This is a genomic window from Halomonas sp. M4R1S46 (assembly GCF_025725685.1).
In the GTDB taxonomy this organism is placed as follows: domain Bacteria; phylum Pseudomonadota; class Gammaproteobacteria; order Pseudomonadales; family Halomonadaceae; genus Halomonas.
Genome location: NZ_CP107008.1, coordinates 3,821,608 through 3,846,448, shown reverse-complemented (window position 1 = coordinate 3,846,448; position 24,841 = coordinate 3,821,608). Strand labels below are relative to the sequence as shown.

Sequence of the window (24,841 nt, the reverse complement as noted above, 5' to 3'; positions counted from 1 at the left end):
GAACCGGATGGAACGGGGCCCGCCGATCGCCGGCAGGCCCCTGGCGGCGAGGTCAGAAGCGCTTGATCACCCACTGGGGCACGGCGATGCGGTCGCCTTGCTGGCGCTCGAAGTTGCCGTCGCCGTCGTGGTCGACCAGGTAGTAGGAGGGGCCCGTCGAGGGCCGGATCTCGATGGCATACAGCTCGCCGTTGACCCGGTACTCGCGGATGGTGCGGTCCTCCTCCTGGCGGATGGTGATGTCGGGCTCGACGTCGCCACTGGACTGGGCCAGGACCGGTGCCGCGGCGGCGCTCAGGCAGGCGCCGACCAGCAGCGCGGAGAGCAGGCGAGGGATGGGCATCATGGGTCCTCCTGGGCCACGGGATGTATCCCCAGTGTAAGTGCTTGGCGTGACGAGGCCTACCTTCCCGGGGCAAACGCCGCCGCCTATGCGTATCATGGGTGACCAGGATCAGGCTTTCAGCCCCGACATTGACTTCCGCCCAGACCTCAAGGGATGCCGATACATGGCCGACACCCCCATCGTACTCGTCGACGGTTCCTCCTACCTCTACCGCGCCTTCCACGCCCTGCCGCCCCTGACCACCTCGGACGGGCAGCCCACCGGCGCCATCAAGGGCGTGCTCAACATGCTCAAGCGGCTGATCAAGGACTACCCCGACAGCCCCATGGCGGTGGTCTTCGACGCCCCGGGCAAGACCTTCCGCGACGAGCTCTATGAGCAGTACAAGGCGCAGCGGCCGCCCATGCCGGACGACCTGCGCGCCCAGGTCGCGCCACTCCACGAGTGCGTGAAGGCGCTCGGGCTGCCGCTGCTGTGCATCGAGGGCGTGGAGGCCGACGACGTCATTGGCACCCTCGCCAGGCGGGCCACCGAGGCCGGCCGGGACGCGGTGATCTCCACCGGCGACAAGGACATGGCCCAGCTGGTCAACGCGCACATCACCCTGGTCAACACCATGAAGGACGAGACCCTGGACGTGGCCGGGGTGAAGGAGAAGTTCGGCCTGCCGCCGGAGCGGATCATCGACTTCCTGGCGCTGATGGGCGACAAGGTCGACAACATTCCCGGCGTGCAGGGCGTCGGCGAGAAGACCGCCCTGGGCTTGCTGCAGGGCATGGAGGGAGGCCTCGAGACCGTCTATGCCGACCTGGAGAAGGTCAAGACGCTGGGCTTCCGCGGCGCCAAGACGCTACCCAAGAAGCTCGAGGAGCACCGCGACCAGGCCTTCCTGTCCTTCGAACTCGCCACCATCAAGACCGACTGCGACCTGCCGGTGGGCCTCGACGACCTGGACATCGCCCACCCGGACCGGGAGGCCCTGCTCGAGCTCTACCGGCGGCTGGAGTTCAAGGCCTGGCTGTCGGAGCTGCTGGAGGGCAGCGACGAGGGCGTCGACGACGTGGCCGGCGGCAGCGCGACCCCGGCGGGCGAGGGCGGCGAACGCGGCAGTGCCGGCCGCCAGGACAGCGTGATCCTCGAGCAGGCACAACTGGACGACTGGCTGGCGCGGCTCGTGGACGCCGAGGCCTTCTGCTTCGACCTGGAGACCACCAGCCTCGACTACATGGAGGCCGAGATCGTCGGCGTCGGGCTGGCGCTCGAACCGGGGGAGGCCGCCTACATCCCGCTGGGCCACGACTATCTGGACGCCCCGGTGCAGCTCGATCGCCGGGCGGTGCTCGAGGCCCTGCGGCCGCTGTGGGCCGATGCCGGCAAGGCCAAGGTCGGCCAGAACCTCAAGTACGATATCTCGGTGCTGGGCCGGCACGGCTATGAGGTCGAAGGCGCCCTGGACGACACCATGCTCGAGTCCTACGTGCTCGACTCCACCGCCACCCGCCATGACATGGACTCGCTGGCGCTCAAGTACCTGGGCGAAAAGACGGTGAGCTTCGAGGAGATCGCCGGCAAGGGCGCCAAGCAGCTGACCTTCAACCAGGTCGCCCTGGAGCAGGCCGCGCCCTATGCCTGCGAGGACGTCGATATCACCCTGCGCCTGCACCGGGAGCTGCGTCCCCGGGTCGAGGCCGAGGGGCGCCTGGCCGAGGTCCTCGACACTCTCGAGCGGCCGCTGATCCGGGTGCTGTCGCGCATGGAGCGGGGCGGCGTGGCGCTCGACGCCGAGCGCCTGCATACCCAGAGCCGCGAGCTCGGCAAGCGGATCGGCGAGCTGGAGGAGAAGGCCTTCGAGCTCGCCGGGCGCGAATTCAACCTCGGCTCGCCCAAGCAGCTCGGCCAGATCCTCTTCGAGGAACAGAAGATCCCGGTGATCAAGAAGACGCCCAAGGGCGCGCCCTCCACCGCCGAGGCGGTGCTCGAGGAGCTGGCCCTGGATTATCCGCTGCCCAAGGTGATCATGGAGCACCGCGGCCTCTCCAAGCTGCGCTCCACCTACACCGACAAGCTGCCCAAGCTGGTCAACAAGGCCACCGGCCGGCTGCACACCAGCTACCACCAGGCGGTGACCGCCACCGGCCGGCTGTCGTCCTCCGACCCCAACCTGCAGAACATCCCGATCCGCACCGAGGAGGGACGGCGCATCCGCCAGGCCTTCGTGGCGCGGCCGGGCTATCGCATCGTCGCCGCCGACTACTCGCAGATCGAGCTGCGCATCATGGCGCACCTGTCCGGCGACAAGGGGCTGCTCGCGGCCTTCGCCGAGGGCCGCGACATCCACGCCGCCACCGCCGCCGAGGTGTTCGGCGTGGCGCTTTCCAAGGTCTCCGGCGACCAGCGGCGCAGTGCCAAGGCGATCAACTTCGGGCTGATCTATGGCATGAGTGCCTGGGGGCTGGGTCGCCAGCTGCACATCGACCGCAACCAGGCGCAGACCTATATCGACCGCTACTTCGACCGCTACCCCGGCGTGGCCCGCTACATGGAGCGGATTCGTGCTCAAGCGGCCGATGACGGATTCGTCGAGACGGTGTTCGGCCGGCGCCTCTACCTGCCGGAGATCCACTCCCAGAACCGGGCGCGACGCCAGGGGGCCGAGCGGACGGCCATCAACGCCCCCATGCAGGGCACCGCGGCGGACATCATCAAGCGCGCCATGATCGACGTCGACGCCTGGCTCCAAGGCCAGGACATGGACGCCATGATGGTCATGCAGGTCCACGACGAGCTGGTCTTCGAGGTCAAGGAGAGCGAGGTCGAGGCCTTCATCGAGCAGGTGAAGCGCCGCATGCAGGCCGCCGCCGAGCTCGACGTGGCGCTGATCGTCGAGGCCGAGTCGGGCGCCAACTGGGACGAGGCGCACTGACCCGTCCCCGCCCACGACAAGGCCCGCGGCCACGGTGCGGGCCTTGTCATGTCCGGGGCGCCAGCTCCCGGATCGCCACGCTCAACTCCTCCACCAGGACCTCCACCGCCAGCGGCAGGGTACGCCCCGCGGCGCCGCACAGCACCAGCCGCGCGCCGTCGATGCGCGGGTCCCGCAACGGCTTGAACACCAGCTCGCCATGCGCCAGCTCGCGGGCGACGTCGAGCTCGTTGAGGAAGGCCACCCCCAGCCCCGCCCGCGCCAGCGACTTGATCGCCAGGATCCGGTTGCAGCCGGCCAGCGGCGAGAGCTCGATATCGGACTGGGCCAGTACCCGCTCCAGGGTCGAGCCGCGGAACATCTCGGCATCCGGCAGGATCGCCGGATAGTCGCGGCAGTCTTCCAGGCGAACGTCCGGCCGCTCGGCCAAGGGGTGGGAGGGGGCGACGACCGCCCCGAAGCCCAGCTCCACCGACTCGATGAAGCGGATCCGAGGCGTCGGGTGCGGGTTCATGCAGATGCCGATATCGGCCTCGCCGGTGGCGACCTCCTCGAGGATGGCCTCGGTCAATCCGGTGCGTAGCGCGAAGCGGACCCGGGGGAAGCGCTCGCCGAAGCGGCCCAACAGCCTGGGCAGGACCTCATCGGTCAGCGACTCGACGGTGGCGATGCGCACCTCGGCGCAGCCGGTGCCGCGGATATCGCCGAGGGTTTCGAGCAGATGGCGCTCGTCGCGCTGCCACTGGCGGATCTGGGCGAGCATCAGCTCGCCCGCCGGGGAGACCCGCAGGCCGCGTGGCAGCCGCTCAAACAGCGGCACGCCCAGCTCGTCCTCCAGCTTGAGGATCTGGCGATTCACCGCCGAGGCGGCGACATGCAGCCGCTCCGCCGCCTTGCGCAGCGAGCCCTGACGGGCGACCTCCTCGAAGTAGCGCAATCCCGTGAGCAGTAGGTGCATGGCCGTCTCCCGAGGCACGTCCGTTGCCTTTTCGGCAACGAAATGAGCGAAACATTATTATGGACCAGTACGATCAGGCGGCGCTAGCTTGAAACTACCTCCACAACAACAAGCGAGGCTCTCTGCTATGTGCACTCCCCACGAGCCACTCGGCTCACGCGACTCCCGGGTCGAACCGGTCGACCAGAAGCTGCCGCTACCCTCCATGCTGCTGTACGGCGTGCAGCACGTGCTGGTGATGGCCGCCGCGCCGATCACCGCCGTCTTCCTGGTCGGCCAGGCGATGGGCTTCGGCAACGACGTCATGGTCGCCCTGATGAGTGCCACCTTCCTGGTCTGCGGCCTGGGTACCCTGCTGCAGTCCTTCGGCCCCTTCGGCATCGGCGCCCGCCTGCCCTTCGTGCAGGTCCCGGGCGGCGCGCCCCTGGTGATCTTCCTGACCATCGCCCAGGCCACCGACCTGCAGACGGCCACCGGCGCGGTGATCCTCACCGGGCTTTTCTACTTCCTGGCGTTGCCCTTCTTCACCCGGGTGCTGAAGTTCTTCCCGCCCATCGTGATCGGCACCATGCTGCTGCTGGTCGCCATCAACCTGGTGCGCATCTTCGGTGGCCTGATCACCGGGCAGGAAGGCACGCCGGGGTTCGCCAACCTGCCGGCCATCGCCCTGGCACTGGGCACCATGGCCGCCATCGTGCTCTGCGCCCGGATCTTCACCGGCATGCTGCAGCGCATCGCGGTGATGCTGGGGCTGCTCACCGGCGCGGCGCTCAGCGCGGTGTTCGGCATCATGGAGTTCGACGGCGTGCTCTCCGGGCCGGTAGTGGCCTTCCCGTCGCTGTTCCCCTTCGGCATGCCCAAGTTCGACCTCTTCGCCTCCCTGCCGCTGATCATCTTCAGCGTTGTGTCGATGACCGAGGCCACCGGCCAGACCATGGCCACCGCCGAGATCGTCGAGAAGAGCGGCGACTCGCGCGCCCTGGTGCCGCGCAACATCCGCGCCGACGCCCTGGGGTCGCTGATCGGCGGCTGCTTCGGCACCTCGCTGATCATCACCAGCGGCGAGAACATCGGTATCGTCCGCGCCACCGGGGTGCGGTCGCGCTACGTCACCGTCGCCGCCGGCCTGATCCTGGTGGTGCTCGGCCTGTTCGCCCCGCTCGGCCGGCTGGCGTCGCTGCTGCCCACCGCGGTGGTGGCGGGGACCGCGGTCATCGTCTTCGCCATCATCGGGGTGATGGGCATCAACATCCTGCGCCGGGTCGACCTCAACGAGCACGGCAACATGTTCACCCTGGCCTCCGCGCTGGCCATGGGCCTGCTGCCCATCCTGGTGCCCGGCTTCTACAGCACCTTCCCCGAGCACCTGCAGATCATCCTCGGCAATGGCCTGGCGATGGGCACCCTGACCGCGGTGATCGTCAACCTCCTCTTCCATCACCTCGGCCGCCGTGCGGATACCCCCTCGCCCCGGGGCGCCGAGCTCCCCAGCCAAGAGATCAAGGGAAAGTAATCGTATGACGCCTTCATCACGGACTCGCGCCGGCACGACGCCGGCCCTCACCCCCGCGGCCTTCGCCGACGAGACTCTCCTGCTGCTGCCCGAGGAGGTGCTGCTGGAGGGGGGCTGCGCCCGCGACCAGGCGGTGCTGGTGGCGGACGGCCGCTTCGTCGAGGTCGGCGACCGCCGGGAGCTGCTCGCCCGTCATCCGCGGCTCCCCCCCCTCGAGCTCCCCGGTAAGCTGCTGATGCCGGGGTTCATCGACGCCCATCACCACCTGACCCAATCGCTCGGCAAGTCGCTGGTGTTCGGCGAGCCCTCGGAGATCTTCAAGCGCATCTGGGTGCCGCTGGAGGGCAGCCTGGACGAGCGGCTGCTGCATCTCTCGACCAAGCTCGCCGCCCTGGAGGCGCTGCGCGGTGGTTTCACCACCGCCGTGGACGCCGGCACCCGGGCCTCGGCGGAGCTCGCCGGCATCGCCGGTGCCGCCGAGGAGACCGGCCTGCGCTGCGTGCTGGGCTTCATCTGCAACGACCAGGGCGGTGACCGCCCGGACGGCGGGGCGATCCGCCGCGCCGCCGAGCGTCACCTGGCGGACTGGGCGGGCCATTCGCTGGTCCATCCGTCGCTGGCGGTGTCGATCCCCGAGGTGGCCAGCGATGCCATGCTCCGCGACGCCGCGGCGCTCTGCGTCGAGGGCGGGGCCATCTTCCAGACCCACGTCAACGAGCACCTGCAGGCCGTCGAGCGCTCCCTGGTGGCCCGGGGGCAGCGACCGCTGGAGCACCTGAACGCCGTCGGCGCCCTGGGCCCGCAGACCCTGGTCGCCCACGCCACCCTGGTGACGCCCTGGGAGCTCAACCTGCTGCGCGACACCGGCACCGCGGTGGCCTTCAACCCGGTGGCCAGCAGCTGGAAGGGCAACGCCGTGGCGCCGGCCTTGCAGATGGCGGCCCAGGGCATCCGCTTCGGGCTGGGCACCGATGGCACGCGCAGCGACGCCTTCCGGCTGCTCGATGCGGCCGAGACCAGCCAGCGCCTGGCCTTCGGGCTGGCCAGCGGCGATTCCTCCTGCGGCGGCGGCTGGCTGTGGCTCGACCACGCCACCCGTGCCGGCGCCGATGCCGCGGGGCTTTCGGGCGTGACGGGGACGATCGCCCCGGGCCTGGCCGCCGACTTCCTGCTGGTGGATCTCGACGTCCCGGAGATGACGCCGTCCTGGGATCGCCCCTGGGAGCTGGTGCGCTATGCCAATCGCGACCAGATCGACGCTGTCTTCACCAACGGCCGGCTGCGCCTGTGGCGGGGCTGGCCGGTGGACTGGGACGCCCGGGCGCTGCTGGGCGAGGTGCGGGAAGCGGCCGGCGCCGCGGTGGAGCGCGCGCCGATCCAGCGGGTCCATCCGACCTCCACGGCGCATCGCGCCCGCCTCGTGGCATCACGACGGGCCGCGCAGGGGCGGGCGCCCCATGAGTGAGCTTGTCGTCTTCGCCACCCTGGCCGTGTCCACCGGCATCGCCGCCTTCATGCAGGGAGCGATCGGCATCGGCTTCGCGCTGATCGTCGCCCCGGTGATGGGCTTCCTGCGTCCCGACCTGCTGCCGGTCGCCTTGCTGGTGCTGATGCTGCCGCTCAACCTCTACGTGGCGCTGCGCGAGCGTGAGGCCATCGACTGGCGGGGCACGGCCTGGATCGGGGTGGGACGCCTGCCGGGTACCTTCCTGGGACTGGGGATCCTGCTGATCATGAGCACCAATGGCCTCAACCAGTTGATCGGCGCTTCCACGGTGATCGCCGTGCTCGCCGCACTGTTCGCCCCGGTCTTCCGTCCCCGGGCCGGGGCCTGTGCCTCGGTGGGGTTGGTCACCGGGGTGACCGAAACCGCCACCGGCGTCGGTGGCCCACCGCTGGCGCTGCTCTACCAGCACCGCCCCGGGCCGGAGCTGCGTTCGACCATCGCCTGCTGTTTCCTGGTGGGGGAGCTGGTCTCGCTGGCGATCCTGGCGGCGGCGGGCAAGGTCCAGCCGGACCAGCTGATGTGGTCGTTCTACCTGCTGGTCCCGCTGCTTGTCGGAAGTGTCGCCAGCCGCGTCATGCACCAGCGCCTCGATGCCCGTCGGCTGCGTCAGGGAGTCCTGATGTTCGCACTGGTTTCTGGCGTGGTGTTGATGATCCCGCGCTAGTCGGCACGCCAGAAGTGAAAACAAGAGGCCCGCGGCACTGCCGCGGGCCTCTTGTTATCGGCGCATGACGGAGGTGGAGCCTGCAAACTGGTGGATGCGCTGGCGCTCATCCACCCTACGAGGGTCCAGCTCCGCCATGAGACGGCTTATCGCCAGCCGACGCGATCGAAGATACGTACCGCCTGGGGGTTGTTCTCGCCCAGCACGCTGACGTTCAGGTCGTCCGTCTTGAAGTCGCCCCAGGAGGCCAGGACCTCGTCGAGCTCCACCCCGTCGACGACCGGGAACTCATGGTTGCCGGCGGCGAAGATCGCCTGGGCCTGGTCGGAGGCCAGGAACTCCAGGAAGCGCACGGCGTTCTCCGGATGCGGGGCGCCCTGGACCATGCCGGCGCCGCCGATGTTGACGTGGGCACCGCGGTCGTCCTGGTTCGGGAACAGGATCTGGACCTTCTCGGCGGCCTCGCGGTCGCCGGCGTTGTCGGAGCTCAGCAGGCGCACGTAGTAGTAGTGGTTGGCCACGGCCAGGTCGCACTCGCCACTGGCCACGCCGAGGATCTGGTCGGTATCGCCGCCCTCGGGCTGGCGCGCGAAGTTGTCGACCACGCCCTGGGCCCACTGCTCGGCGCCTTCCTCGCCGTGGTGGGCGATCATCGAGGCCAGCAGGGACTGGTTGTAGATGTTGTTCGAGGAACGGATGCAGACCTCGCCCTCGAAGCGCGGGTCGGCGAGATCCTCGTAGCTGGCGATCTCGTCGGCACCGATCGCCTCGGGATTGTAGAAGATGGCCCGCACGCGCTGGCTGAAGCCGAACCACTTGCCCTCGGGGTGGCGCATGGCCTCGGGCAGGCGCTCGGCCAGCACCTCGGACTCGACCTCCGCGAAGATGCCCTCCTGCTCGGCGCGCCACAGGCGGCCGGCATCCACGGTCATCATCACGTCGGCCGGGCTGGCCTGGCCCTCGCGGGTGATGCGCTGGATGAGCTGGTCGGAGCCGCCTTCGAGGACGTTGACCTCGATGCCGGTCTCCTCGGTGAAGGCGTCGTAGAGCGCCTGGTCCGAGTCGTAGTGGCGTGCCGAATAGATGTTCACCTCATCGGCCGAGGCCTGGGTGGCGAAGGCCGCACCGGCCAGCAGGGCGGCGAGCGGCAGGACGTGACGGCGGTGCTGGATCATCGAGAACCTCATGGGTGGCGGGCGGAATGCAATCTAGAATGAGAATGCGTTGCATTATGTCTAGCCATTGAAGCGCCTGGCCCGGCCGGCGTCAACTGCGGCAATGGGCGGAATCTGATCTGGGTCAATATCGGGTCCCGCTCGGGGCACTCGGCAAGGCGAGGATTAAAGTGCAACGTACTTACGAAGCTTTCGCGTTACCATGTACGCCCATTTCTCACTCGGCCGATCCGATTGTGCCTATGACCAGCCAACAGCCGCTGTCCACCGCGGGACACGTCGCGCCGGGCCGGGCCCCGGTGCTTGCCATGCACAGTATCCGCCATGCCTACGGCCATCATCTGGCCGTGGAGGATGTCGGCCTGGAGGTGCGCCAGGGCGAGGTCGTCTGCCTGCTGGGGCCGTCGGGTTGCGGCAAGACCACGCTGCTGCGCATCGTCGCCGGCCTCGAGGTCCTGCAGCGGGGCCGGGTGGATCTCAACGGCCAGGCGATCGGCAGCCCCGGACGTGCCCATGTGCCGCCGGAGAAGCGCAACGTGGGCCTGGCCTTCCAGGACTCGGCGCTGTTTCCCCATCTCAGCGTGCTGGAGAACGTCACCTTCGGCCTGGAATCCCTGCCGGGCCGCCAGCGCCGCCGGCGCGCCATGGAGCTGCTCGACCAGCTGGGCATGGGGCGCTATGCCGATAGCTACCCGCATACCCTGTCGGGCGGCCAGCAGCAGCGCGTGGCCCTGGCCCGGGCGCTGGCTCCGGCACCGCAGCTGATGCTGCTGGATGAGCCCTTCTCCAGCCTCGATGCCCGGCTGCGTGACCGCATCCGCGACGACACCCTGCATGTGCTGAAGCGGGTCGGGTCGGGGGCGCTGCTGGTGACCCATGACCCGGAAGAGGCGATGTTCATGGCCGACCGCATCGCCCTGATGCGCGATGGCCATATCGTCCAGATGGGCACGCCGCGGGAGCTCTACTGTGCGCCCGTCGACCCCTTCGTGGTCAGTTTCTTCGGCGAGGTCAACGAGCTGGGGGGCGTGGTGCGCCAGGGCCGGGTGAACACGTCGGTGGGGGAGGTCATGGCGCCCGGGCTGCCGGACGGCGCGCGGGTGCGGGTGATGATTCGCCCCGAGGCGCTGCGGGTGGTGGCCCTCGACGAGCCCCCGGCCGACCACCACAGCCATGTGATCATGGCCAAGCTGCTGGGGCGCACCAGCCTGCTGCACATCTGTGCCCACACCGGCGGCGGCCGCGAGTCCCACCTGCATGCCCGGGTGCCCGGGGTCTTCCTGCCCGACGAGGGGCAGCCGGTCACGATCCGGCTGGATCCGTCACAGGTCTTCGTCTTTCCGGCCGATCCGGGCGCGGCTGCCGGGGCGGGAGCCGCGCATGGCGAGGCTGAGGAAGATCACCGGGAGTATGCCTACGGCCACGATGGTCAGTGAGGCGGTGGAGGCCTCGGCGAGGCGCTCGTCCGCGGCCAGGTTGTGGGCCCGCACCGCCAGGGTATCGAAGTCGAAGGGGCGCAGGATGATGGTCGCCGGCAGTTCCTTCATGACGTCGACGAACACCAGGATGCCGGCGGCCAGCAGGCTGCCGCGCATGATCGGGGTGTGCACCCGGCGCAAGGTGCCGCCGGCGGTCTGCCCCAGGGTGCGGGCCGCCGCGTCCATGCTCGGTGTCACCTTGCCGAGGCTCGCCTCCAGGGCATTAAAGGACACCGCCAGGAAGCGCACCACATAGGCATAGATCAGGATGAAGGCCGAGCCGCTGAAGATCAGCCCGGCGATCACCCCGTAGTGCTCGCGCAGCAGGCCGTTGATGGTGTCGTCCAGCCAGGCGAAGGGAATCAGGATGCCCACCGCCACCACCGAGCCGGGCACGGCATAGCCCATGGCGGCGATGCGCGTGGCGGTGCGGGTCACGGGCCCCGGATGCAGCCGCGCCCCATAGCTCAGCACCAGCGCCAGGCCCACGGCGACCAGGGCGGCCAGCGCGGCCAGCAGCAGGCTGTTGCCGGCGAACTCCAGGAACTGGGCGCCGAACAGCGAATCCCCCCCGCGCACCGAGAGATAGCCCAGCAGGCCGCTGGGAATCAGGAACCCCACCATCACCGGCGTCAGGCAGGCCAGGCAGGCCGCCAGGCCCCGCCAGCCCTGGAGCCGGAACTCGGGAAGCTGCTGGTAGCGGCTCGAGGTGTGGAAGTAGCGCCGCCTGCCCCGGGACCAGCGTTCCAGCAGCACGAAGACGATCACGAAGGCCAGCAGGCAGGCCGCCAGCTGGGCGGCGGCGACCTGCTCGCCCATGCCGAACCAGGTGCGGTAGATGCCGGTGGTGAAGGTGTCGACGCCGAAGTACTGCACGGCCCCGAACTCGTTGAGGGTCTCCATCAGGGCCAGCGACACGCCGCCGACGATCGCCGGCCGCGCCAGCGGGATCGCCACGCTGGTGAACAGTCGCCAGGGGCCGCGCCCCAGGGTGCGGCCCACGTCCAGCACGCACACCGACTGCTCGAGGAACGCTGCCCGGGCCAGCATGTAGACATAGGGGTAGAGCACCAGCGTGATCAGGGTCGCGGCGCCGCCCAGGGAGCGCACGTCGGGGAAGAAGTAGTCGCCACGCCCCCAGTCGAAGGTCTCGCGCAGCCAGCTCTGCAGCGGGCCGGCATACTGCAGGAAGTCGGTGTAGGCATAGGCGATCACGTAGGTGGGCACCGCCAGCGGCAGCAGCAGGGCCCACTCGAACAGCTTGCGCCCGGGAAAGCGGCACATCACCACCAGCCAGGCCGTGCCGGTGCCGATCACGAAGGTGCCGATGCCCACCGCGACCACCAGGAACAGGGTGTTGGCGAGATAGCGGCCGAGGACCGTGCTGGCCAGGTGCTGCCAGACGCCGCCGGCGGGCATGATGATATGGGCGAGTACCGTGATCACCGGCAACGCCACGACCAGGGCGATGCCGAGGGTCAGCAGGCTCCAGGCATCGAGGCGCAGCGGCCACCGGCGGGCGGGCGAGGCGGGCCGACGGCTGGCGGGATGGGACAAGGATGGACTCCTTCCGGTGGCGGGCGTGAACCGGCTGAATGCGACGACAGTGCAGGCGAGAATACTATCAGCTGACCGGGGAGGCTGCACCGGGACGCGACGCCGCCCGCCGCGGGGGCGGCGGGCGGCGTCGTGCCGTGGCTCGCCTCAGTAGCCGACGAGGACGGCGGGCAGACCGGTGATCAGCGCCGGGAAGGCGGCCATCAGCAGGCAAGCCAGCACGATCAGTGCGCAGAAGGGGATCACCGCCCGGTAGAGATCCAGCGTCTCCACGCCCTTGGGGGCCACGCCCTTGAGGTAGAAAAGCGCATAGCCGAAGGGCGGGGTGAGGAAGGAGGTCTGCAGCACCACCGCCACCATCACCACGAACCACAGCACGTCCACCCCCATGCTCTCCACGATGGGCAGCATGATCGGGAAGCTGAGCAGCACGATGCCGGTCCAGTCCAGGAACATGCCCAGGATGAACACCAGGAAGAACATCAGGATCAGTGCGCCGGTGGTGCCGCCGGGCATGGCCATGACCACCTCGTGGATCACCTCCATGCCGCCGCCGATCGAGAAGACGCCGGTGAAGGCGGTGGCGCCCACCAGCACCAGCATCACCATGGTGGTGGTCTTGCTGGCCTCGATCAGGGTGCGGTAGCAGGTGGAGGCTTTGCGGTCGCCGAAGATCAGGAACAGCACGAAGGCGATGGCCACGCCGATGCCCGAGGCCTCGGTGGCGGTGGCGATGCCGGTGAACAGCGAGCCCAGCACGCCCAGGATCAGCGCCATCGGCGGCAGCACGTACTTGCCGAGCATGATCAGCAACTCGCCGGTGGAGGTTTCGGCGCGTTCCTCGGCGGGGACCGGCGGGCCGTAGCTGGGCTTCAGGTGGCAGATCACCAGCACGTAGAGGGCGTACATCACGCCGAGCATCAGCCCGGGCACCAGGGCGCCGGCGAACAGCGCGCCGACCGACACCGGCGAGTAGCTGGCCATCAGGATCAGCATGATGCTGGGCGGGATCAGGATGCCCAGGCAGCCGCTGGCCATGATCACCCCGGTGCTGAGCTCCTTGTTGTAGGAGTACTTGAGCATCGGCACCAGGGCGATCATGCCCATCACGGCGATGGAGGCGCCGACGATGCCGGTGGTGGCGGCGAGCAGCACCGAGACGACCACCACCGTCAGGGCCAGGCCGCCGCGCAGGTTGGCCAGCAGCAGGCGCATCGACTCGAACATCTTCTCGGTGACGCCGGAATCGTTGAGGAAGCGGGCCATGAGGATGAACAACGGGATCGCCACCAGGACGTAGTTGTCCATGGAGTTGCCGTAGATGTTGTTGATCAGGATGCCCAGCGTGTTGGCGCCGGGCCCGAGCCAGGCGCCGAGCACCGCGACGCCGCCAAGCACGAAGGCCAGCGGATGACCCATGAACAGGCCGACCAGCAGGCCGCCGAACATGAACAGGGTGAGCATCTCGGCGCTCATGCGGTTTCCTCCTTGCCCAGCGCCTGCACGGCGCGGATGACGACGGCGACGGCCTGCAGCAGCAGCAGCACGGCGGCGACCACGATCACGCCCTTCACCGGATAGACCGGAATGGCCATCATGCCGTAGGTGGTCTCACCGCGGCTGAAGGAGCGCTCGAAGAAGGCCCAGCCCAAGGTGAGCAGCATCCAGATGAAGGGGACGAAGAAGATCAGGTAACCGAGGAGCTCGATGGCCGCCTGCTTGCGTCGCGACAGCAGGCGCTTGAGCACATCGACCTCCACATGGGCGTGATGGCGCAGGCCGTAGGCGGCCATCAGCATGAAGTGGGCGCCGAACAGCATCTTCGTCACGTCGAAGGCCCAGTCGCTGGGGCGCCCGATGAAGAAGCGCATGGCGATGTCGTAGATCACGATCAGCGTGATCACGGCGAGCAGCGGGGCGATCAGGCGTCCGAACCCCTCGTTGAGGGCGTCTATGACCCTGGCAATGGCGTTCATGGTGGGAGCTCTCGGCATCGGGCGAATCGTTCGGGAAGGAGGTCGGCGGAGACGCCGGCGGAGGGACCGGCCCCACCAGGGGCCGGCCCGAACCGGTTACTGGTTCATGCAGGCCTCGATCTCCTCGAGGGACGGCAGGTTGTCGGTGACCCGGCTCATGTTGTAGGGCACCGAGATGTCGCGCCAGTTGGCGTAGTGCTGCATGTAGCTGATCATGGAGTGGTAGACCTTGGCGTGCATCGGGTCCTCGCAGGCCCCCTGCACGATCACCTCGTTGGTGATCTCCTGGATCCGGGCCAGGTCCTCCTCGGAGAGCTGGTTGATCTCGGTGCCGTCCTCCAGGAACTTCACCGTGCCCTCGGTGGACTCGCGCTCGGACCAGGCCAGCGACCAGGCCATGGTGGCCTCGGCGGCGATCTTCAGCTTCTCCTGGGTCTCCTCGGAGAGGGCGTCCCAGGCCTCCTGGTTGATCATCACCCCGAACACGCTGGCGGACTGGTGCCAGCCCGGCACCGACCAGTAGTCGGCCACCTCGGAGAAGCCGGCCTTGTAGTCCACGCCCGGGGTGGAGAACTCGGCGCCATCGACCACGCCCCGCTCGATGGCCTGGTAGATCTCGCCGCCCGCCAGGGTGACCTGGGAGCCGCCGAGTTGCTCGAGCACCCGGCCCTGGTCGCGGCCGGAGAGGCGCAGGCGCTTGCCTTCCAGGTCGGCGAGGCTCTCGATGGGCGTGCCGCCGCGGAAGCCGGACTCGTTGTTGGTGATGCCGTAGGGCAGGTAGACCATGTTGTACTCGCCGTAGACCTCCTGGTAGAGCTCCCAGCCGCCCCACTCCATGATCCAGTTCAGGTAGTCGACGCCATTGAACAGGCTGGTGGTGGTGGCCAGCGGCGAGAAGGCCGGGCTAAGGCCGGCCCAGTAGCCGGGCCAGTCGCCGGCGGCCTGGATGGCGCCGCTCTGAGTGGCGTCGAACACCTCGGTGCCGGGCATCAGGGTGCCGCCGGCGCGGAAGTTGATCGTGAGCTCGTCGCCGGCCAGCTGGTTGACCAGCTCCACCCAGTGGCGGTCGATCTGGATCAGGTCGAGGTTGTCCGGCCAGGTGGTGGTCATGGTCCAGGATTCCTGGGCCTGGGCGGTGGTGGCCAGGCCGGCCAGGGCGATGCCGGCGGCCAGGCCGGTGAGGGCGAAGCGAGTCGAGGTCATGGCATTCCTCTCCTGAGGATTGTTCTGCTGGTGGAGATGGGGCGATGTCAAAGCGTGTGGCCTCCCGGCCCGGCGCCTGCGCCTGCCGGGGCGACCGTAGCCTCAAGCTAGCATGGGCGCCGCAGGGCGCTCGACGGACTCCGAACGTCGCACCGGCGCCACCGGGGTGGCGGCGAGGGGCGCGTCTGGCGAGAAAAATTCCTTGCATTTCAGTTGTATAAAACAAGAGTATGACCGCCATGTTGCAGTGCCGAAGGGTGTCAGGCCGTTGAAAGGCCGTCATATTCTTAGACCAAAGTTCAGCAATAAAGAGAATGCTCATGAGTGTTTGCGTGCCCGCCGCCCTGCTGACCTGCCGATGGCGGCTGACCGAGCGGCGCTGGCGAGGGCTGGTGTGGTGCCGGGGCCTGGCCGCGGAGGGACGGCGGCGGGCCCTGGCGCTGTGGCAGGCCGAGCCCCTCGAGGCACCGCTGTGGGTCGGGCCGGCGCCGCCGGAGGAGCTCGCCGATGCCGCCTGGCTGCCCGCCGCCAAGGCGCGCACCCGACTCGGCGGCGAGCACGACTTCATCGTCTATGATGCCGCCTCGCCCGGGGCGGGCTTCGACCCCGACGCCTTCGGGGCGCTGTCCGGCACCCTGCGCGCCGGGGGGCTGCTGGTGCTGCTCACGCCCGACGACTGGGGCCGTCGCCCCGACGCCGACTATACCCGCCTGGCCGCGCATCCCTGGCGCGCCGACGCGCTATCGGCGCACTACCTGGCGCGGCTCGCCCGGGTGCTGGCCGAGTCCCCGGAGACGATCCGCTGGCCCGCCGGCGGGCCGCCCGTGCTCCCGGCCTGGCCGCCGGCGACGCCTCCCCCGCCAGCGCCGGCGGATCCCGACTGCCTGACCCGTGATCAGGCCGAGGCCGTGGCGCGGCTCGTGCGACTGCGCCGTCGGCGGCCGCTGGTGCTCACCGCCGACCGGGGGCGCGGCAAGACCGCCGCCCTGGGCATCGCCTGTGCCCGGCTGCTGGCACGGGGCGAGTCGGACCTGCTGGTCACGGCGCCACGTCCCGCGGCGGTGGCGGGGCTCTTCGAGCGGCTGGTCGCGCTCTGCCCGGAGGGGCGCCGCGAGGGCCATCGCTTCCGGGTCGGGAGTGCGACGCTGACCTTCCTGGCCCCCGATGAACTCGGCGCCCGGGTCGAGCGCGGCGAGGCCGGCGGCGCCGGGGCCCGCCTGCTGGTCGACGAGGCCGCGGCGATTCCCGCCGGCCTGCTCGGCCAATGGCTCGCGGCCTTTCCGCGGATCGCCTTCGCCACCACGGTGCATGGCTACGAGGGGGCGGGGCGCGGCTTCGCGCTGCGCTTCCGCGAGCGCCTGGAGCGGCTGACGCCGGAATGGCGCGAGTGGCGGTTGGGCGAGCCGATCCGCTGGGCCGAGCAGGACCCCCTGGAGGCGCTGACCGCGCGGCTGTTGATGCTGGATGCCGACCCCGTGGCCCCCGGCGCCGGGCCGCTGCGCTGGCAGGTGGCCGGCCGCGCCGCCCTGGGCCGTGACGAGTCGCGCCTGCGAGCCCTGTTCGGCCTGCTGGTGCAGGCCCACTACCGCACCACCCCGAGCGACCTGCGGCGCCTGCTGGATGCTCCGGGGGGCCGCATCGCCACCCTCCAGGACGACCGGGGGCCCCGGGCGGTGGTGGTGACCGGTGACGAGGGGGGCTTCGAGGCGGGGCTCGCCGAGCGGGTGGCCCGGGGCGAGCGCCGCCCCCGGGGCCACCTGCTGGCCCAGTCGCTCGCCGCCCACGCCGGCGAGCGGGCGGCACTGACCGCTCGCCTGCGCCGGGTGCTGCGCATCGCCGTGCATCCGGCGGCCCGCCGCCAGGGGCTGGGGGCCCGGTTGCTCGAGGCCGAACGGCAACGGGCCCGGGCGGCGGGCCTCGACCTGCTCGGGGCGAGCTTCGGTGCCGAGCCGGGACTGCTGGCCTTCTGGCAGGCCCAGGGCTTCCGGGCCGTGCGCCTCGGCCTGACCCGGGAGGCCGCCACCGGCGAACATGCCCTGATGGTGGTGCAAGCCACCAGCGAGGGCGGCGAGGGCCTGGCCCGGCGCCTGGCACGGCGTTTCCAGCGACAGCTGCCGGCCCTGCTGGCCTTCGAGCTGGCCGACCTCGACCCGGGCGTGGTCCTCGCCCTGCTGGCCGAGGGGGAGCGCAAGCCACTGTGCGACGAGGACCGGGTGGATCTGGATGACGTGGCCCATGGACACCGCGAGCCGGCCCTGGCGCGCCCGGCGCTGCAGGCCCTGATCCGCCTGGCGGCGACGGGCGCGGGCGGCGACCCCGAGCTTGGCCTGCTGGCGGCCTGGGCCTTCCAGGGCCGCGACGAGGCCTGGCTGGCGAGCCAACTGGGCCTGACCGGCTCGCGCCAGGTCGCGGCCTGGCGGCGGCGCACCGTGGCCGCCTGGCTGAGCTCGTCGAGGCTTTCCAGCGGCGAGGCCGGCCGGTAGAGTTTCCGGGTCAACCCCGATACAGAAGCGCCATGAACGCACATCTCGAGCAGCTCTCGCCGCGCCCCCTGTGGCGGCATTTCCGCACCCTGTGCAACACGCCGCGTCCCTCGGGCCACGAGGCCGCGCTGGTGGCCAAGCTGGAGGCCTGGGCCGATGCCCGCGGCCTGGCCCACGACCGCGACGCGGCGGGCAACCTGCGCATTCGCAAGCCGGCGACGCCCGGCCACGAGGCCGCTCCCGGCCTGGTCCTGCAGGGCCACCTGGACATGGTGGCCCAGGCCAACGCCGACCACCCCCATGACTTCACCCGGGAGCCCCTCGACACCTATGTCGAGGACGGCTGGCTGCACGCGCGCCATACCACCCTGGGCGCCGACAACGGCCTCGGCGTGGCGGCGTCGCTGGCGGTGCTCGAGGCCGAGGACCTGGCCCATGGCCCCCTGGAGGCGCTGTTCACCCTGGAGGAGGAGTCCTCCATGGGCGGCGCCCTGCACCTCGCCGAGGATTGGCTCGAGGGTCGGCTGCTGCTCAACCTCGACTCGGAGGACCGCGGCCAGGTGTATATCGGCTGCGCCGGCGGCGCCGACGTGGTGGTCGACGCCCAGCTGCCCACTGCCGCGCTGGGCGAGGACGAGAGCGCCCTGGTGCTGGCGCTGACCGGGCTGGTCGGCGGCCATTCCGGCATCGACATCCACAAGGGACGCGGCAACGCCAACCGCCTGCTGGTGCGGGTGCTGCGCGCCCTGGAGGCCCTCGACGCGCGGCTGGTGGACTATCGTGGCGGCACCCTGCGCAATGCCCTGCCGCGGGAGGCCTTCGCCACCCTGGCCCTGCCGGCCGTGGAGGTCGAGGCCGCCCGCGAACGGCTGATGGCCCTGGAGATCGAGCTGCGCGACGAACTGGCCGGGGCCGACGACGGCCTGCAATTGGCGTTGACGCCCGCCGAGGCGCGACCCGCCGAGGCCCTGACCCGGGATGCCAGCCGCCTGCTGATCGCGGCCCTGCATGCCGCGCCCTGTGGGGTCGAGCGCATGAGCGTCGATGTGCCCGGGGTGGTCGAGACCTCCAACAACCTGGGGGTGGTCAGCCTGACGGAGGGGCGCTTCCACCTCTGCGCGCTGGTGCGCTCGCTGCGTGACAGCGCCACCGCCGACATCGCCGACCGCTTCCGGGCGCTGTTCGAGCTGATCGGGGCGCGAACCCGGGTCGAGAACGCCTATCCGGGCTGGACCCCGGACCCGGAGAGTCCCTTGCTGGCGCGCTTCTGCGAGCTGCACCGCGCCCGGCTGGGCGTCGATCCGGAGATCAAGGTGATCCATGCCGGCCTCGAGTGCGGGATCCTCGGCGCCAAGTATCCCGACATGGAGATGATCTCCTTCGGGCCGCTGATCCGCGGCGCCCACTCCCCGGACGAGCGGGTCGAGATCGCCTCGGTGGAGGAGTTCTGGGGCGTGCTGCGCAGCCTGATCGAGGACCTGGCGCGCCCGGCGTCCTGAGGCGGCCGGGCGCGCTTCTCTCAGTGATTCACCCGGATGCGCAGCAGCGGATAGCCGTCGACGGTGACCAGCGGGATGTCGCTGTGGTAGCGGTGGCCGCCATGGCGATGCCGATCGTGCCGGTGGCGGTGACGATGGTGGCGGGGCGTCACGTAGTAGACGTGACGCTCCACCCGGTGCGTGTGGTGCCCGTGGCGCAGCGGGGCCCGGTGATGGCGCTGGAAGTGGATACCCTGGCTGTAGCGGGCTGGAGAGTGGAAGTCGCTGCCGAAGCGGCCGGACGGATGGTGGCCGCGCTCGGCCATGGCCGGCAGACTCAGGGCCAGGATCAGGGCCGCCAGGCAGGCGGCCAGTAGATGTCGGTTCATGGTGGGGTCCTCGGAAGTCCTGACGAGCGGTCGACGCCTTCATCCCTTCGTTCCCTGTCATCCAGTATAGTGGCGCCCGGCGCCGGGTCGTTCACGTTTTCCTGATATGAGAGGGGAGCCCAGATGTCTTCACAATTCGCCGACACACCGCGGAGATGACCATGCTCGACTGGCAGGAAGGGGTGCGGCAGGGCTGGCCATGGCTGGTCGGCCTGGGGGCCCTGGCGCTGCTGGCCGTCGGCTGGGGGATCGTCCAGCGACGGCGGCTGGCGGCGGCGGGCGCTCGCCTGGCCGAGCGCGAGGCCGCCGCGGTGCGCCTCGAGCAGGAGTTGACCCAGAGCGACGCCCAGCTGGATGGCTGCCGGGAGCACCTGGCCGCCGTGGAGGCCGAGCTCCTCCAGGCTCGCGACCGGCTGGCCGAGCAGCGCGAGCGGGCGGCCCGGCTGGAGACCGAGCGCGAGCAGGCGGCGCTGCGGCACCGTGAGCAGCTGGCCCTGCTCGAGGAGGCCCGCGAGCGGCTCAAGGAGGAATTCCACCAGCTCGCCGGCCGCGTCTTCGAGGAGCGCCAGCAGGCCTACAGCGCCCAGAGTCGCGAGAGCCTCGAGGCGCTGCTCAAGCCGTTTCGCGAGCAGGTCGAGCAGTTCCGCCAGCGGGTGGAGCACCTCCACGGCCAGGAACAGCGCGAGCGAGGCTCGCTGAAGGCCCAGCTCGAGCAGCTGGCCGGCCTCAATGCACGCCTCGGCGACGAGGCGGCGGGCCTCGCCCGGGCGCTGAAGGGCGACCAGAAGGCCCAGGGCAACTGGGGCGAGTTGATCCTGGAGACGGTGCTCGAGCGCAGCGGCCTGCGCCGCGATATCGAGTATCGGCGCGAGGTGTCGCTGTCCGGCGAGCAGGGGCGTCAGCGCCCGGATGCGATCATCTACCTGCCCGAGGACCGTCACCTGATCGTCGACGCCAAGGTGTCGCTCAGCGCCTGGACCCGGGTGGTCAATGCCGAGGAGGACGCCGAGCGCGAGACGGCGATGCAGGCCCACCTGCAGTCGCTGCGCAGTCACGTCCAGGGGCTCTCGGCCAAGGACTACCCGGGCCTTCCGGGCCTGCGCTCGCCCGACTTCGTGTTCCTCTTCGTGCCGGTGGAGCCGGCCTTCGCCGCCGCCTTCGAGCGGGACCCGACCCTCTTCCAGGAGGCCTTCGACCGCCAGGTGGTGATGGTCACCCCGACCACCCTGCTGGCCAGCCTGCGCACGGTGGCCGGCCTGTGGAGCCTCGAGCGCCAGAACGAGAATGCCCGCCTGATCGGTGCGCGCGCCGAACGGCTGCTGACCAAGTTCAGCGGCTTCGTCGAGAGCCTCGAGGAGGTCGGCCGCCACCTGGAGCGCGCCGGCGACAGCCATCGCCGGGCCATGAACCGGCTCGCCGAGGGGCAGGGCAGCCTGGTGGCCCAGGCCACGGCCCTCGAGCGCCTGGGGGTGCGCATGAAGAAGCCGCTGCCCGCCGAGCTGGTGCGCGCCGCCGAGGGCGAGCGGCAAGACGCTGACGAGGCCGGCGACCGGCCATGCAAGACGCCGCCCGCAGGCGGCGTCGACACACGGGCTCGGGACGGGCGTCAGCCCAGGTAGGCGCCCAGCATCCAGACGGTCTTTTCCTGCTCGCGGATGTAGTCGCCGACCTGGGCGGCGGTGCCCTCGTCGTCGGCATCCGAGGCCAGCGAGAGGATCTCGCGCTGCAGCTCGATCAACGACTGGTAGCCCTGCAGGACGCCGCGCACGCAGGCCTCGCCATCGTGGACGTCCTTGTCTTCCTGGATGCTGGCGATGCGCACGTAATCGCTGTAGGCGTGCACCGGCTGGTGACCCAGGGTCAGCACGCGCTCGGCCACCTCGTCGACCTTCATCAGCAGGTCGGTGTAGAGCTCCTCGAACTTGGTGTGCAGCTGGAAGAAGTCATGGCCCTTCACGTTCCAGTGATAGCCGCGCACGTTCATGTAGAAGATCTGGTAGTTGGCCAGCAGGACGTTGAGCCGCTCGGCTAGCTGGCTGGCGCTGGACTCGTGCAGGCCGATGCTGTTGGTGTCGCTCATGCGAATGCCTCCTTGATCGCGTGTGATGCCAGTGTAGGCAGCGGGATGGCGCAGGGAGTAGCGAATTCCGTGCATCGCCATCATAGGCTGATTCCATGACGTGCGGGCGACGGCCTGATGCTTCAAGGGCCTGGCCGGGCTAGACTCACCAGAGGCCATGGGGGAGTGGGGCGATGCAGCGAGCGTGGTGGTTATGCCTGCTGGTGGGACTGGCCGGCTGTCAGGGCGTGCCCTCGAGCCTGCCGGTGGCCGAGCCGCCACCCGACCCGGCCTGTCAGTGGCCCGTCGATGCCGACACCCCGCCGACGACCCTGCCACGAGTCGTCGCGGCTCTGGAGGACCAGGACTTCCTGGTGCGCCACACCTCGGTCGACCTGGGCCTGGTCAGCGCCGAGCGGGCCAGGCGGACCATCTACCACAACGCCGTCGACCCCGGCCCCCGGCTGGGCGGCTTCGTGGTGGGCGGCAGCGGCGGACGCGTCGCCTCGGGCGTGGTGCTGGGCATGGGAGTGGGCTATGCCTCGGTCGACGAGGAGGCCACCGAGATCGAGCGCGTCTCGGCGGTGGTGGGGCCGGAGCGGGTCCAGGTGACCCGCGACTACCGGCTGTTCGACTGGCGCGGCGCGATGCGGGAGTCGCGTACCGCCAGCGATGAGGCCTTCTGTCGCCGGCTGCGCCTGGCGATCCGGCGCCAGCCGGCGGAGGCGACACCATGAGGGCACGGCTGATGGCGGTGGGGCTGGTGCTGTGGCTGGCGGGCTGTGCGTCCACGCCGCCCCCGGCCACCCCGGCGGTACGGGAGCTGTCGGTAGCGTCCCGGACGGTGCTGGTGGAGAGCCTGGAGCTGCTGATGGCGCGGGGCTACGTGATTCGCCACGCCGATGCCGGGCTGGGGCGGCTGGAGGCGGTGATCGCCCGCTGGCCGGGCTACCGGGTGAAGCTGGAGGTGCAGGACAGCGGCACGGCGAGCCGGGTCGCCATGACGGCCTACCGCGGCAACCGCCCCTTGCCCCCATCGCTGGTCGAGCCGCTGCTCACCGAGCTGAATTCCCGCCTCGAGATGGCCCGCTGAGGGCCCTCAGGCCTCCCGGGACCAGTCGATCCCCTCGACCTGGGCGAGCAGACGATCGCGCATGGCGGCCAGGGCATCCAGGTCGTAGGCCTCGGCCTCGCCATGGCCCCAGACCGGCCCCGGCCAGGCCGCATCGTCCCGACGGCGCAGGATCACGTGCAGGTGCAACTGGGGCACCATGTTGCCCAGGGTGGCGATGTTGAGCTTGTCGCCGCCGAACCCTTCCTTGAGGGCGCGCCCGACCAGGGTGGCCTCGCGCCACAGCTGACGCTGCTCGGCCTCGTCGAGCTCGAAGACCTCGCTGACGGCGGTGCGACGCGGTACCAGCAGCAGCCAGGGAAAGCGGGCGTCGTTCATCAGCCGCAGCTGGCAGAGCGGCAGCTCGGTGACGGGGTAGCTGTCCTCCACCAGACGGGCATCCGGCTCGAAATTCGACATGGCGCTCTCCTTCGATTCGTTGGCTGATCCCGCTGCCATCATGGCACAGCGGGCGACGACCCGGGAGCGAATCGCTATGCTGGACGGCCGTCCCGTGTCATGCAGCAAAGGATTCCGTCATGACCCTTCTCGAAGCCCTGGCCCTGCTCGGCATCGGCACCCTGGCCGGTTTCATCAATGTCCTCTCGGCGGGCGGCTCGATGCTCACCCTGCCGATGCTGATGTTCCTGGGGCTTCCCCCCCAGGCCGCCAACGGTACCAACCGGGTCTCCATCGCCCTGCAGAGCGTCTCGGCCGTGGTCAGCTTCCTGCGCGTCGGCGCCCGCCATATCGGCCTGAGCCTGCGTCTCGCGGTGCCGGCGGTGCTCGGCTCGCTGCTCGGCGCCTGGCTGGCCCTGCGGGTCAGCGATGCGCTGTTCGAGGCGATCCTGATCGGCGTGATGGCCGTGGCCGCGGTGCTGATGCTGCTGCCCCAGCCGCGCCTCGAGACCCGCCCGCTGACCCCCGAGCGACTGACGCCGGCGGTCTACCTGGCGATGTTCGTCATCGGGGTCTACGGCGGCTTCATCCAGGTCGGGGTGGGGATCCTCTTCATCGTGGTGCTCTACCGTCTGCTGCGCATCGACCTGGCCCAGGTGAACGTCTTCAAGGTGCTGATCGTGCTGGTCTATACCCTGCCGGCCCTGGGCATGTTCCTGTACCAGGACCAGGTCCGCTGGGGCCACGGGCTGGCCCTGGCCGCCGGCAGCATGCTCGGGGCCTGGCTGGCGGTGCAGGTCAACATGAGCCCGCGCGGCGCCCTGTGGGTGAAATGGCTGACCCTCGCCGTGATCGTCGCCATCATCCTGCGGCTGCTGCTGGCCTGAGATTGCCCCTCGCCGATTGAGGGAGATGCCTGCTAGATTGAATAAGCGATTGCTGGTTGCTTGATCACCGACTCGAGGAGGCCCCCATGAAACGCACACTGTCACTGGTACTGGTCGCCCTGTTCACCTTGTCGCTGCTCGCCGGCTGCAACACGATGCGCGGCATGGGGCAGGACATCGAGGAGGGCGGTGAGGCGATCCAGGAGGAATCCTACTGAGACTCTAGGGGGTGTCGTGCTCGAACTGGGTGCGGCGCTCCTCCTCCTCGGCCTGCTTGCGTAGCTTCTTGCGCAGGGCCGCCTTCTCGAAGCGCAGCTTCTGGGCTCGGGTCTCCAGCTTGAGCGGTGGGACCGGTGCCGGCTTGCCGTCACCGTCCACGGCCACCATGGTCAGGTAGCAGCTGTTGGTGTGGCGGATCAGCTTGTTCTGGATGTCCTCGGCCACCACCTTGATGCCGATCTCCATGGAGGAACGGCCCACGTGGTTCACGCAGGCCAGGAAGGTGACCAGTTCGCCGACGTGAATGGGCTGCTTGAAACGCACCTGGTCCACCGAGAGGGTCACCACATAGTGGCCGGCATAGCGGCTGGCGCAGGCGTAGGCCACCTCGTCGAGCTTCTTGAGGATGGCGCCGCCATGCACCTTGCCGCTGAAGTTGGCCATGTCGGGGGTCATCAGCACGGTCATGGTGAGTTCGTGCTGGCCGGGAAGGGCTTGTTCGTCCATCGAGGGGAG

23 protein-coding genes are annotated in these 24,841 nt (G+C 69.9%); 12 read left to right on the top strand and 11 right to left on the bottom strand.

From position 1 onward, the window contains the following. Positions 1–52: 52 nt before the first annotated feature. Entirely contained in the window at positions 53–346 is a 294-nt protein-coding gene (locus OCT48_RS17795) for a DUF2782 domain-containing protein (protein ID WP_263590469.1), read from the bottom strand. A gap of 163 nt (positions 347–509) precedes the next feature. Here OCT48_RS17795 and polA point away from each other — a divergent pair, with 163 nt between their 5' ends. Further along, positions 510–3,269 carry a DNA polymerase I gene (gene polA / locus OCT48_RS17790; protein ID WP_263590468.1) on the top strand — a complete coding sequence of 920 codons (2,760 nt, stop codon included), beginning with the start codon at positions 510–512 and terminating at the stop codon, positions 3,267–3,269. A gap of 46 nt (positions 3,270–3,315) precedes the next feature. Here polA and OCT48_RS17785 read toward each other — a convergent pair whose 3' ends face one another. Continuing rightward, positions 3,316–4,227 carry a LysR family transcriptional regulator gene (locus tag OCT48_RS17785; RefSeq protein WP_263590467.1) on the bottom strand — a complete coding sequence of 304 codons (912 nt, stop codon included), beginning with the start codon at positions 4,225–4,227 and terminating at the stop codon, positions 3,316–3,318. A gap of 127 nt (positions 4,228–4,354) precedes the next feature. Between OCT48_RS17785 and OCT48_RS17780 the strand changes: the two genes are divergently transcribed. Genes OCT48_RS17780 through OCT48_RS17770 form a run of 3 tightly spaced genes read left to right on the top strand, consistent with a single transcriptional unit; the run spans position 4,355 to position 7,911 of the window. Continuing rightward, entirely contained in the window at positions 4,355–5,740 is a 1,386-nt protein-coding gene (locus tag OCT48_RS17780; RefSeq protein ID WP_263590466.1) for a uracil-xanthine permease family protein, read from the top strand. Between the two features lie 4 nt (positions 5,741–5,744). Continuing rightward, positions 5,745–7,205, top strand: coding sequence for an amidohydrolase family protein (locus OCT48_RS17775; protein WP_263590465.1), 1,461 nt, complete (start codon positions 5,745–5,747; stop codon positions 7,203–7,205). Beyond that, positions 7,198–7,911 (top strand): sulfite exporter TauE/SafE family protein, encoded by a 714-nt coding sequence (locus OCT48_RS17770; RefSeq protein ID WP_263590464.1) that lies wholly within the window; start codon positions 7,198–7,200, stop codon positions 7,909–7,911. The genes OCT48_RS17775 and OCT48_RS17770 overlap by 8 nt, the downstream gene beginning before the upstream one ends. A gap of 146 nt (positions 7,912–8,057) precedes the next feature. On the opposite strand, the gene OCT48_RS17765 is transcribed toward OCT48_RS17770, so the two are convergent. Next, a complete protein-coding gene (locus OCT48_RS17765; protein ID WP_263590463.1) occupies positions 8,058–9,086 on the bottom strand; it encodes a Fe(3+) ABC transporter substrate-binding protein in 1,029 nt (342 codons plus the stop codon). A gap of 242 nt (positions 9,087–9,328) precedes the next feature. Here OCT48_RS17765 and OCT48_RS17760 point away from each other — a divergent pair, with 242 nt between their 5' ends. Then, complete coding sequence (locus tag OCT48_RS17760; protein ID WP_263590462.1) at positions 9,329–10,522, top strand: ABC transporter ATP-binding protein; 1,194 nt, start codon at positions 9,329–9,331, stop codon at positions 10,520–10,522. On the opposite strand, the gene OCT48_RS17755 is transcribed toward OCT48_RS17760, so the two are convergent. From OCT48_RS17755 to dctP, 4 genes are all read right to left on the bottom strand, one after another. Beyond that, positions 10,409–12,121 (bottom strand): ABC transporter permease, encoded by a 1,713-nt coding sequence (locus OCT48_RS17755; protein WP_412031021.1) that lies wholly within the window; start codon positions 12,119–12,121, stop codon positions 10,409–10,411. The genes OCT48_RS17760 and OCT48_RS17755 overlap by 114 nt on opposite strands. 147 nt (positions 12,122–12,268) lie before the next feature. Then, positions 12,269–13,597 carry a TRAP transporter large permease gene (locus OCT48_RS17750; protein WP_263590461.1) on the bottom strand — a complete coding sequence of 443 codons (1,329 nt, stop codon included), beginning with the start codon at positions 13,595–13,597 and terminating at the stop codon, positions 12,269–12,271. Further along, complete coding sequence (locus OCT48_RS17745; protein ID WP_263590460.1) at positions 13,594–14,097, bottom strand: TRAP transporter small permease subunit; 504 nt, start codon at positions 14,095–14,097, stop codon at positions 13,594–13,596. The genes OCT48_RS17750 and OCT48_RS17745 overlap by 4 nt, the downstream gene beginning before the upstream one ends. A gap of 96 nt (positions 14,098–14,193) precedes the next feature. Then, positions 14,194–15,300 (bottom strand): TRAP transporter substrate-binding protein DctP, encoded by a 1,107-nt coding sequence (gene dctP / locus OCT48_RS17740; protein WP_263590459.1) that lies wholly within the window; start codon positions 15,298–15,300, stop codon positions 14,194–14,196. A gap of 320 nt (positions 15,301–15,620) precedes the next feature. On the opposite strand from dctP, the gene OCT48_RS17735 reads away from it, so the two are divergent. Next, positions 15,621–17,783, top strand: coding sequence for a tRNA(Met) cytidine acetyltransferase TmcA (locus OCT48_RS17735; protein WP_263590458.1), 2,163 nt, complete (start codon positions 15,621–15,623; stop codon positions 17,781–17,783). 32 nt (positions 17,784–17,815) lie between these two features. Next, on the top strand, positions 17,816–19,282 hold the full coding sequence (locus OCT48_RS17730; protein WP_263590457.1) for an aminoacyl-histidine dipeptidase: 1,467 nt from the start codon (positions 17,816–17,818) through the stop codon (positions 19,280–19,282). A gap of 20 nt (positions 19,283–19,302) precedes the next feature. Here the strand turns inward: OCT48_RS17730 and OCT48_RS17725 are convergent, their stop codons facing one another. Further along, positions 19,303–19,650 carry a hypothetical protein gene (locus OCT48_RS17725; protein WP_263590456.1) on the bottom strand — a complete coding sequence of 116 codons (348 nt, stop codon included), beginning with the start codon at positions 19,648–19,650 and terminating at the stop codon, positions 19,303–19,305. A 161-nt stretch (positions 19,651–19,811) separates the two neighbouring features. On the opposite strand from OCT48_RS17725, the gene rmuC reads away from it, so the two are divergent. Continuing rightward, on the top strand, positions 19,812–21,269 hold the full coding sequence (rmuC, locus tag OCT48_RS17720; RefSeq protein ID WP_263590455.1) for a DNA recombination protein RmuC: 1,458 nt from the start codon (positions 19,812–19,814) through the stop codon (positions 21,267–21,269). Here rmuC and OCT48_RS17715 read toward each other — a convergent pair. After that, positions 21,257–21,730, bottom strand: coding sequence for a Dps family protein (locus OCT48_RS17715; protein WP_263590454.1), 474 nt, complete (start codon positions 21,728–21,730; stop codon positions 21,257–21,259). The genes rmuC and OCT48_RS17715 overlap by 13 nt on opposite strands. Positions 21,731–21,903: 173 nt before the next feature. On the opposite strand from OCT48_RS17715, the gene OCT48_RS17710 reads away from it, so the two are divergent. After that, the gene (locus OCT48_RS17710) at positions 21,904–22,446 is read left to right on the top strand and encodes a hypothetical protein (RefSeq protein ID WP_263590453.1); all 543 of its coding nucleotides are present in this window, start codon (positions 21,904–21,906) and stop codon (positions 22,444–22,446) included. Beyond that, positions 22,443–22,802 carry a hypothetical protein gene (locus tag OCT48_RS17705; RefSeq protein WP_263590452.1) on the top strand — a complete coding sequence of 120 codons (360 nt, stop codon included), beginning with the start codon at positions 22,443–22,445 and terminating at the stop codon, positions 22,800–22,802. The genes OCT48_RS17710 and OCT48_RS17705 overlap by 4 nt, the downstream gene beginning before the upstream one ends. Positions 22,803–22,808: 6 nt before the next feature. Here the strand turns inward: OCT48_RS17705 and OCT48_RS17700 are convergent, their stop codons facing one another. Next, positions 22,809–23,240, bottom strand: coding sequence for an HIT domain-containing protein (locus tag OCT48_RS17700; RefSeq protein ID WP_263590451.1), 432 nt, complete (start codon positions 23,238–23,240; stop codon positions 22,809–22,811). A gap of 119 nt (positions 23,241–23,359) precedes the next feature. On the opposite strand from OCT48_RS17700, the gene OCT48_RS17695 reads away from it, so the two are divergent. Both OCT48_RS17695 and OCT48_RS17690 read left to right on the top strand, forming a co-directional pair. After that, positions 23,360–24,106 carry a sulfite exporter TauE/SafE family protein gene (locus OCT48_RS17695; RefSeq protein ID WP_263590450.1) on the top strand — a complete coding sequence of 249 codons (747 nt, stop codon included), beginning with the start codon at positions 23,360–23,362 and terminating at the stop codon, positions 24,104–24,106. A gap of 86 nt (positions 24,107–24,192) precedes the next feature. Further along, positions 24,193–24,324, top strand: a complete 132-nt coding sequence (locus OCT48_RS17690) for an entericidin A/B family lipoprotein (RefSeq protein ID WP_263590449.1) — start codon at positions 24,193–24,195, stop codon at positions 24,322–24,324. A 4-nt stretch (positions 24,325–24,328) separates the two neighbouring features. Here OCT48_RS17690 and OCT48_RS17685 read toward each other — a convergent pair whose 3' ends face one another. After that, positions 24,329–24,832, bottom strand: a complete 504-nt coding sequence (locus OCT48_RS17685; RefSeq protein WP_263590448.1) for an acyl-CoA thioesterase — start codon at positions 24,830–24,832, stop codon at positions 24,329–24,331. Positions 24,833–24,841 lie beyond the last annotated feature (9 nt).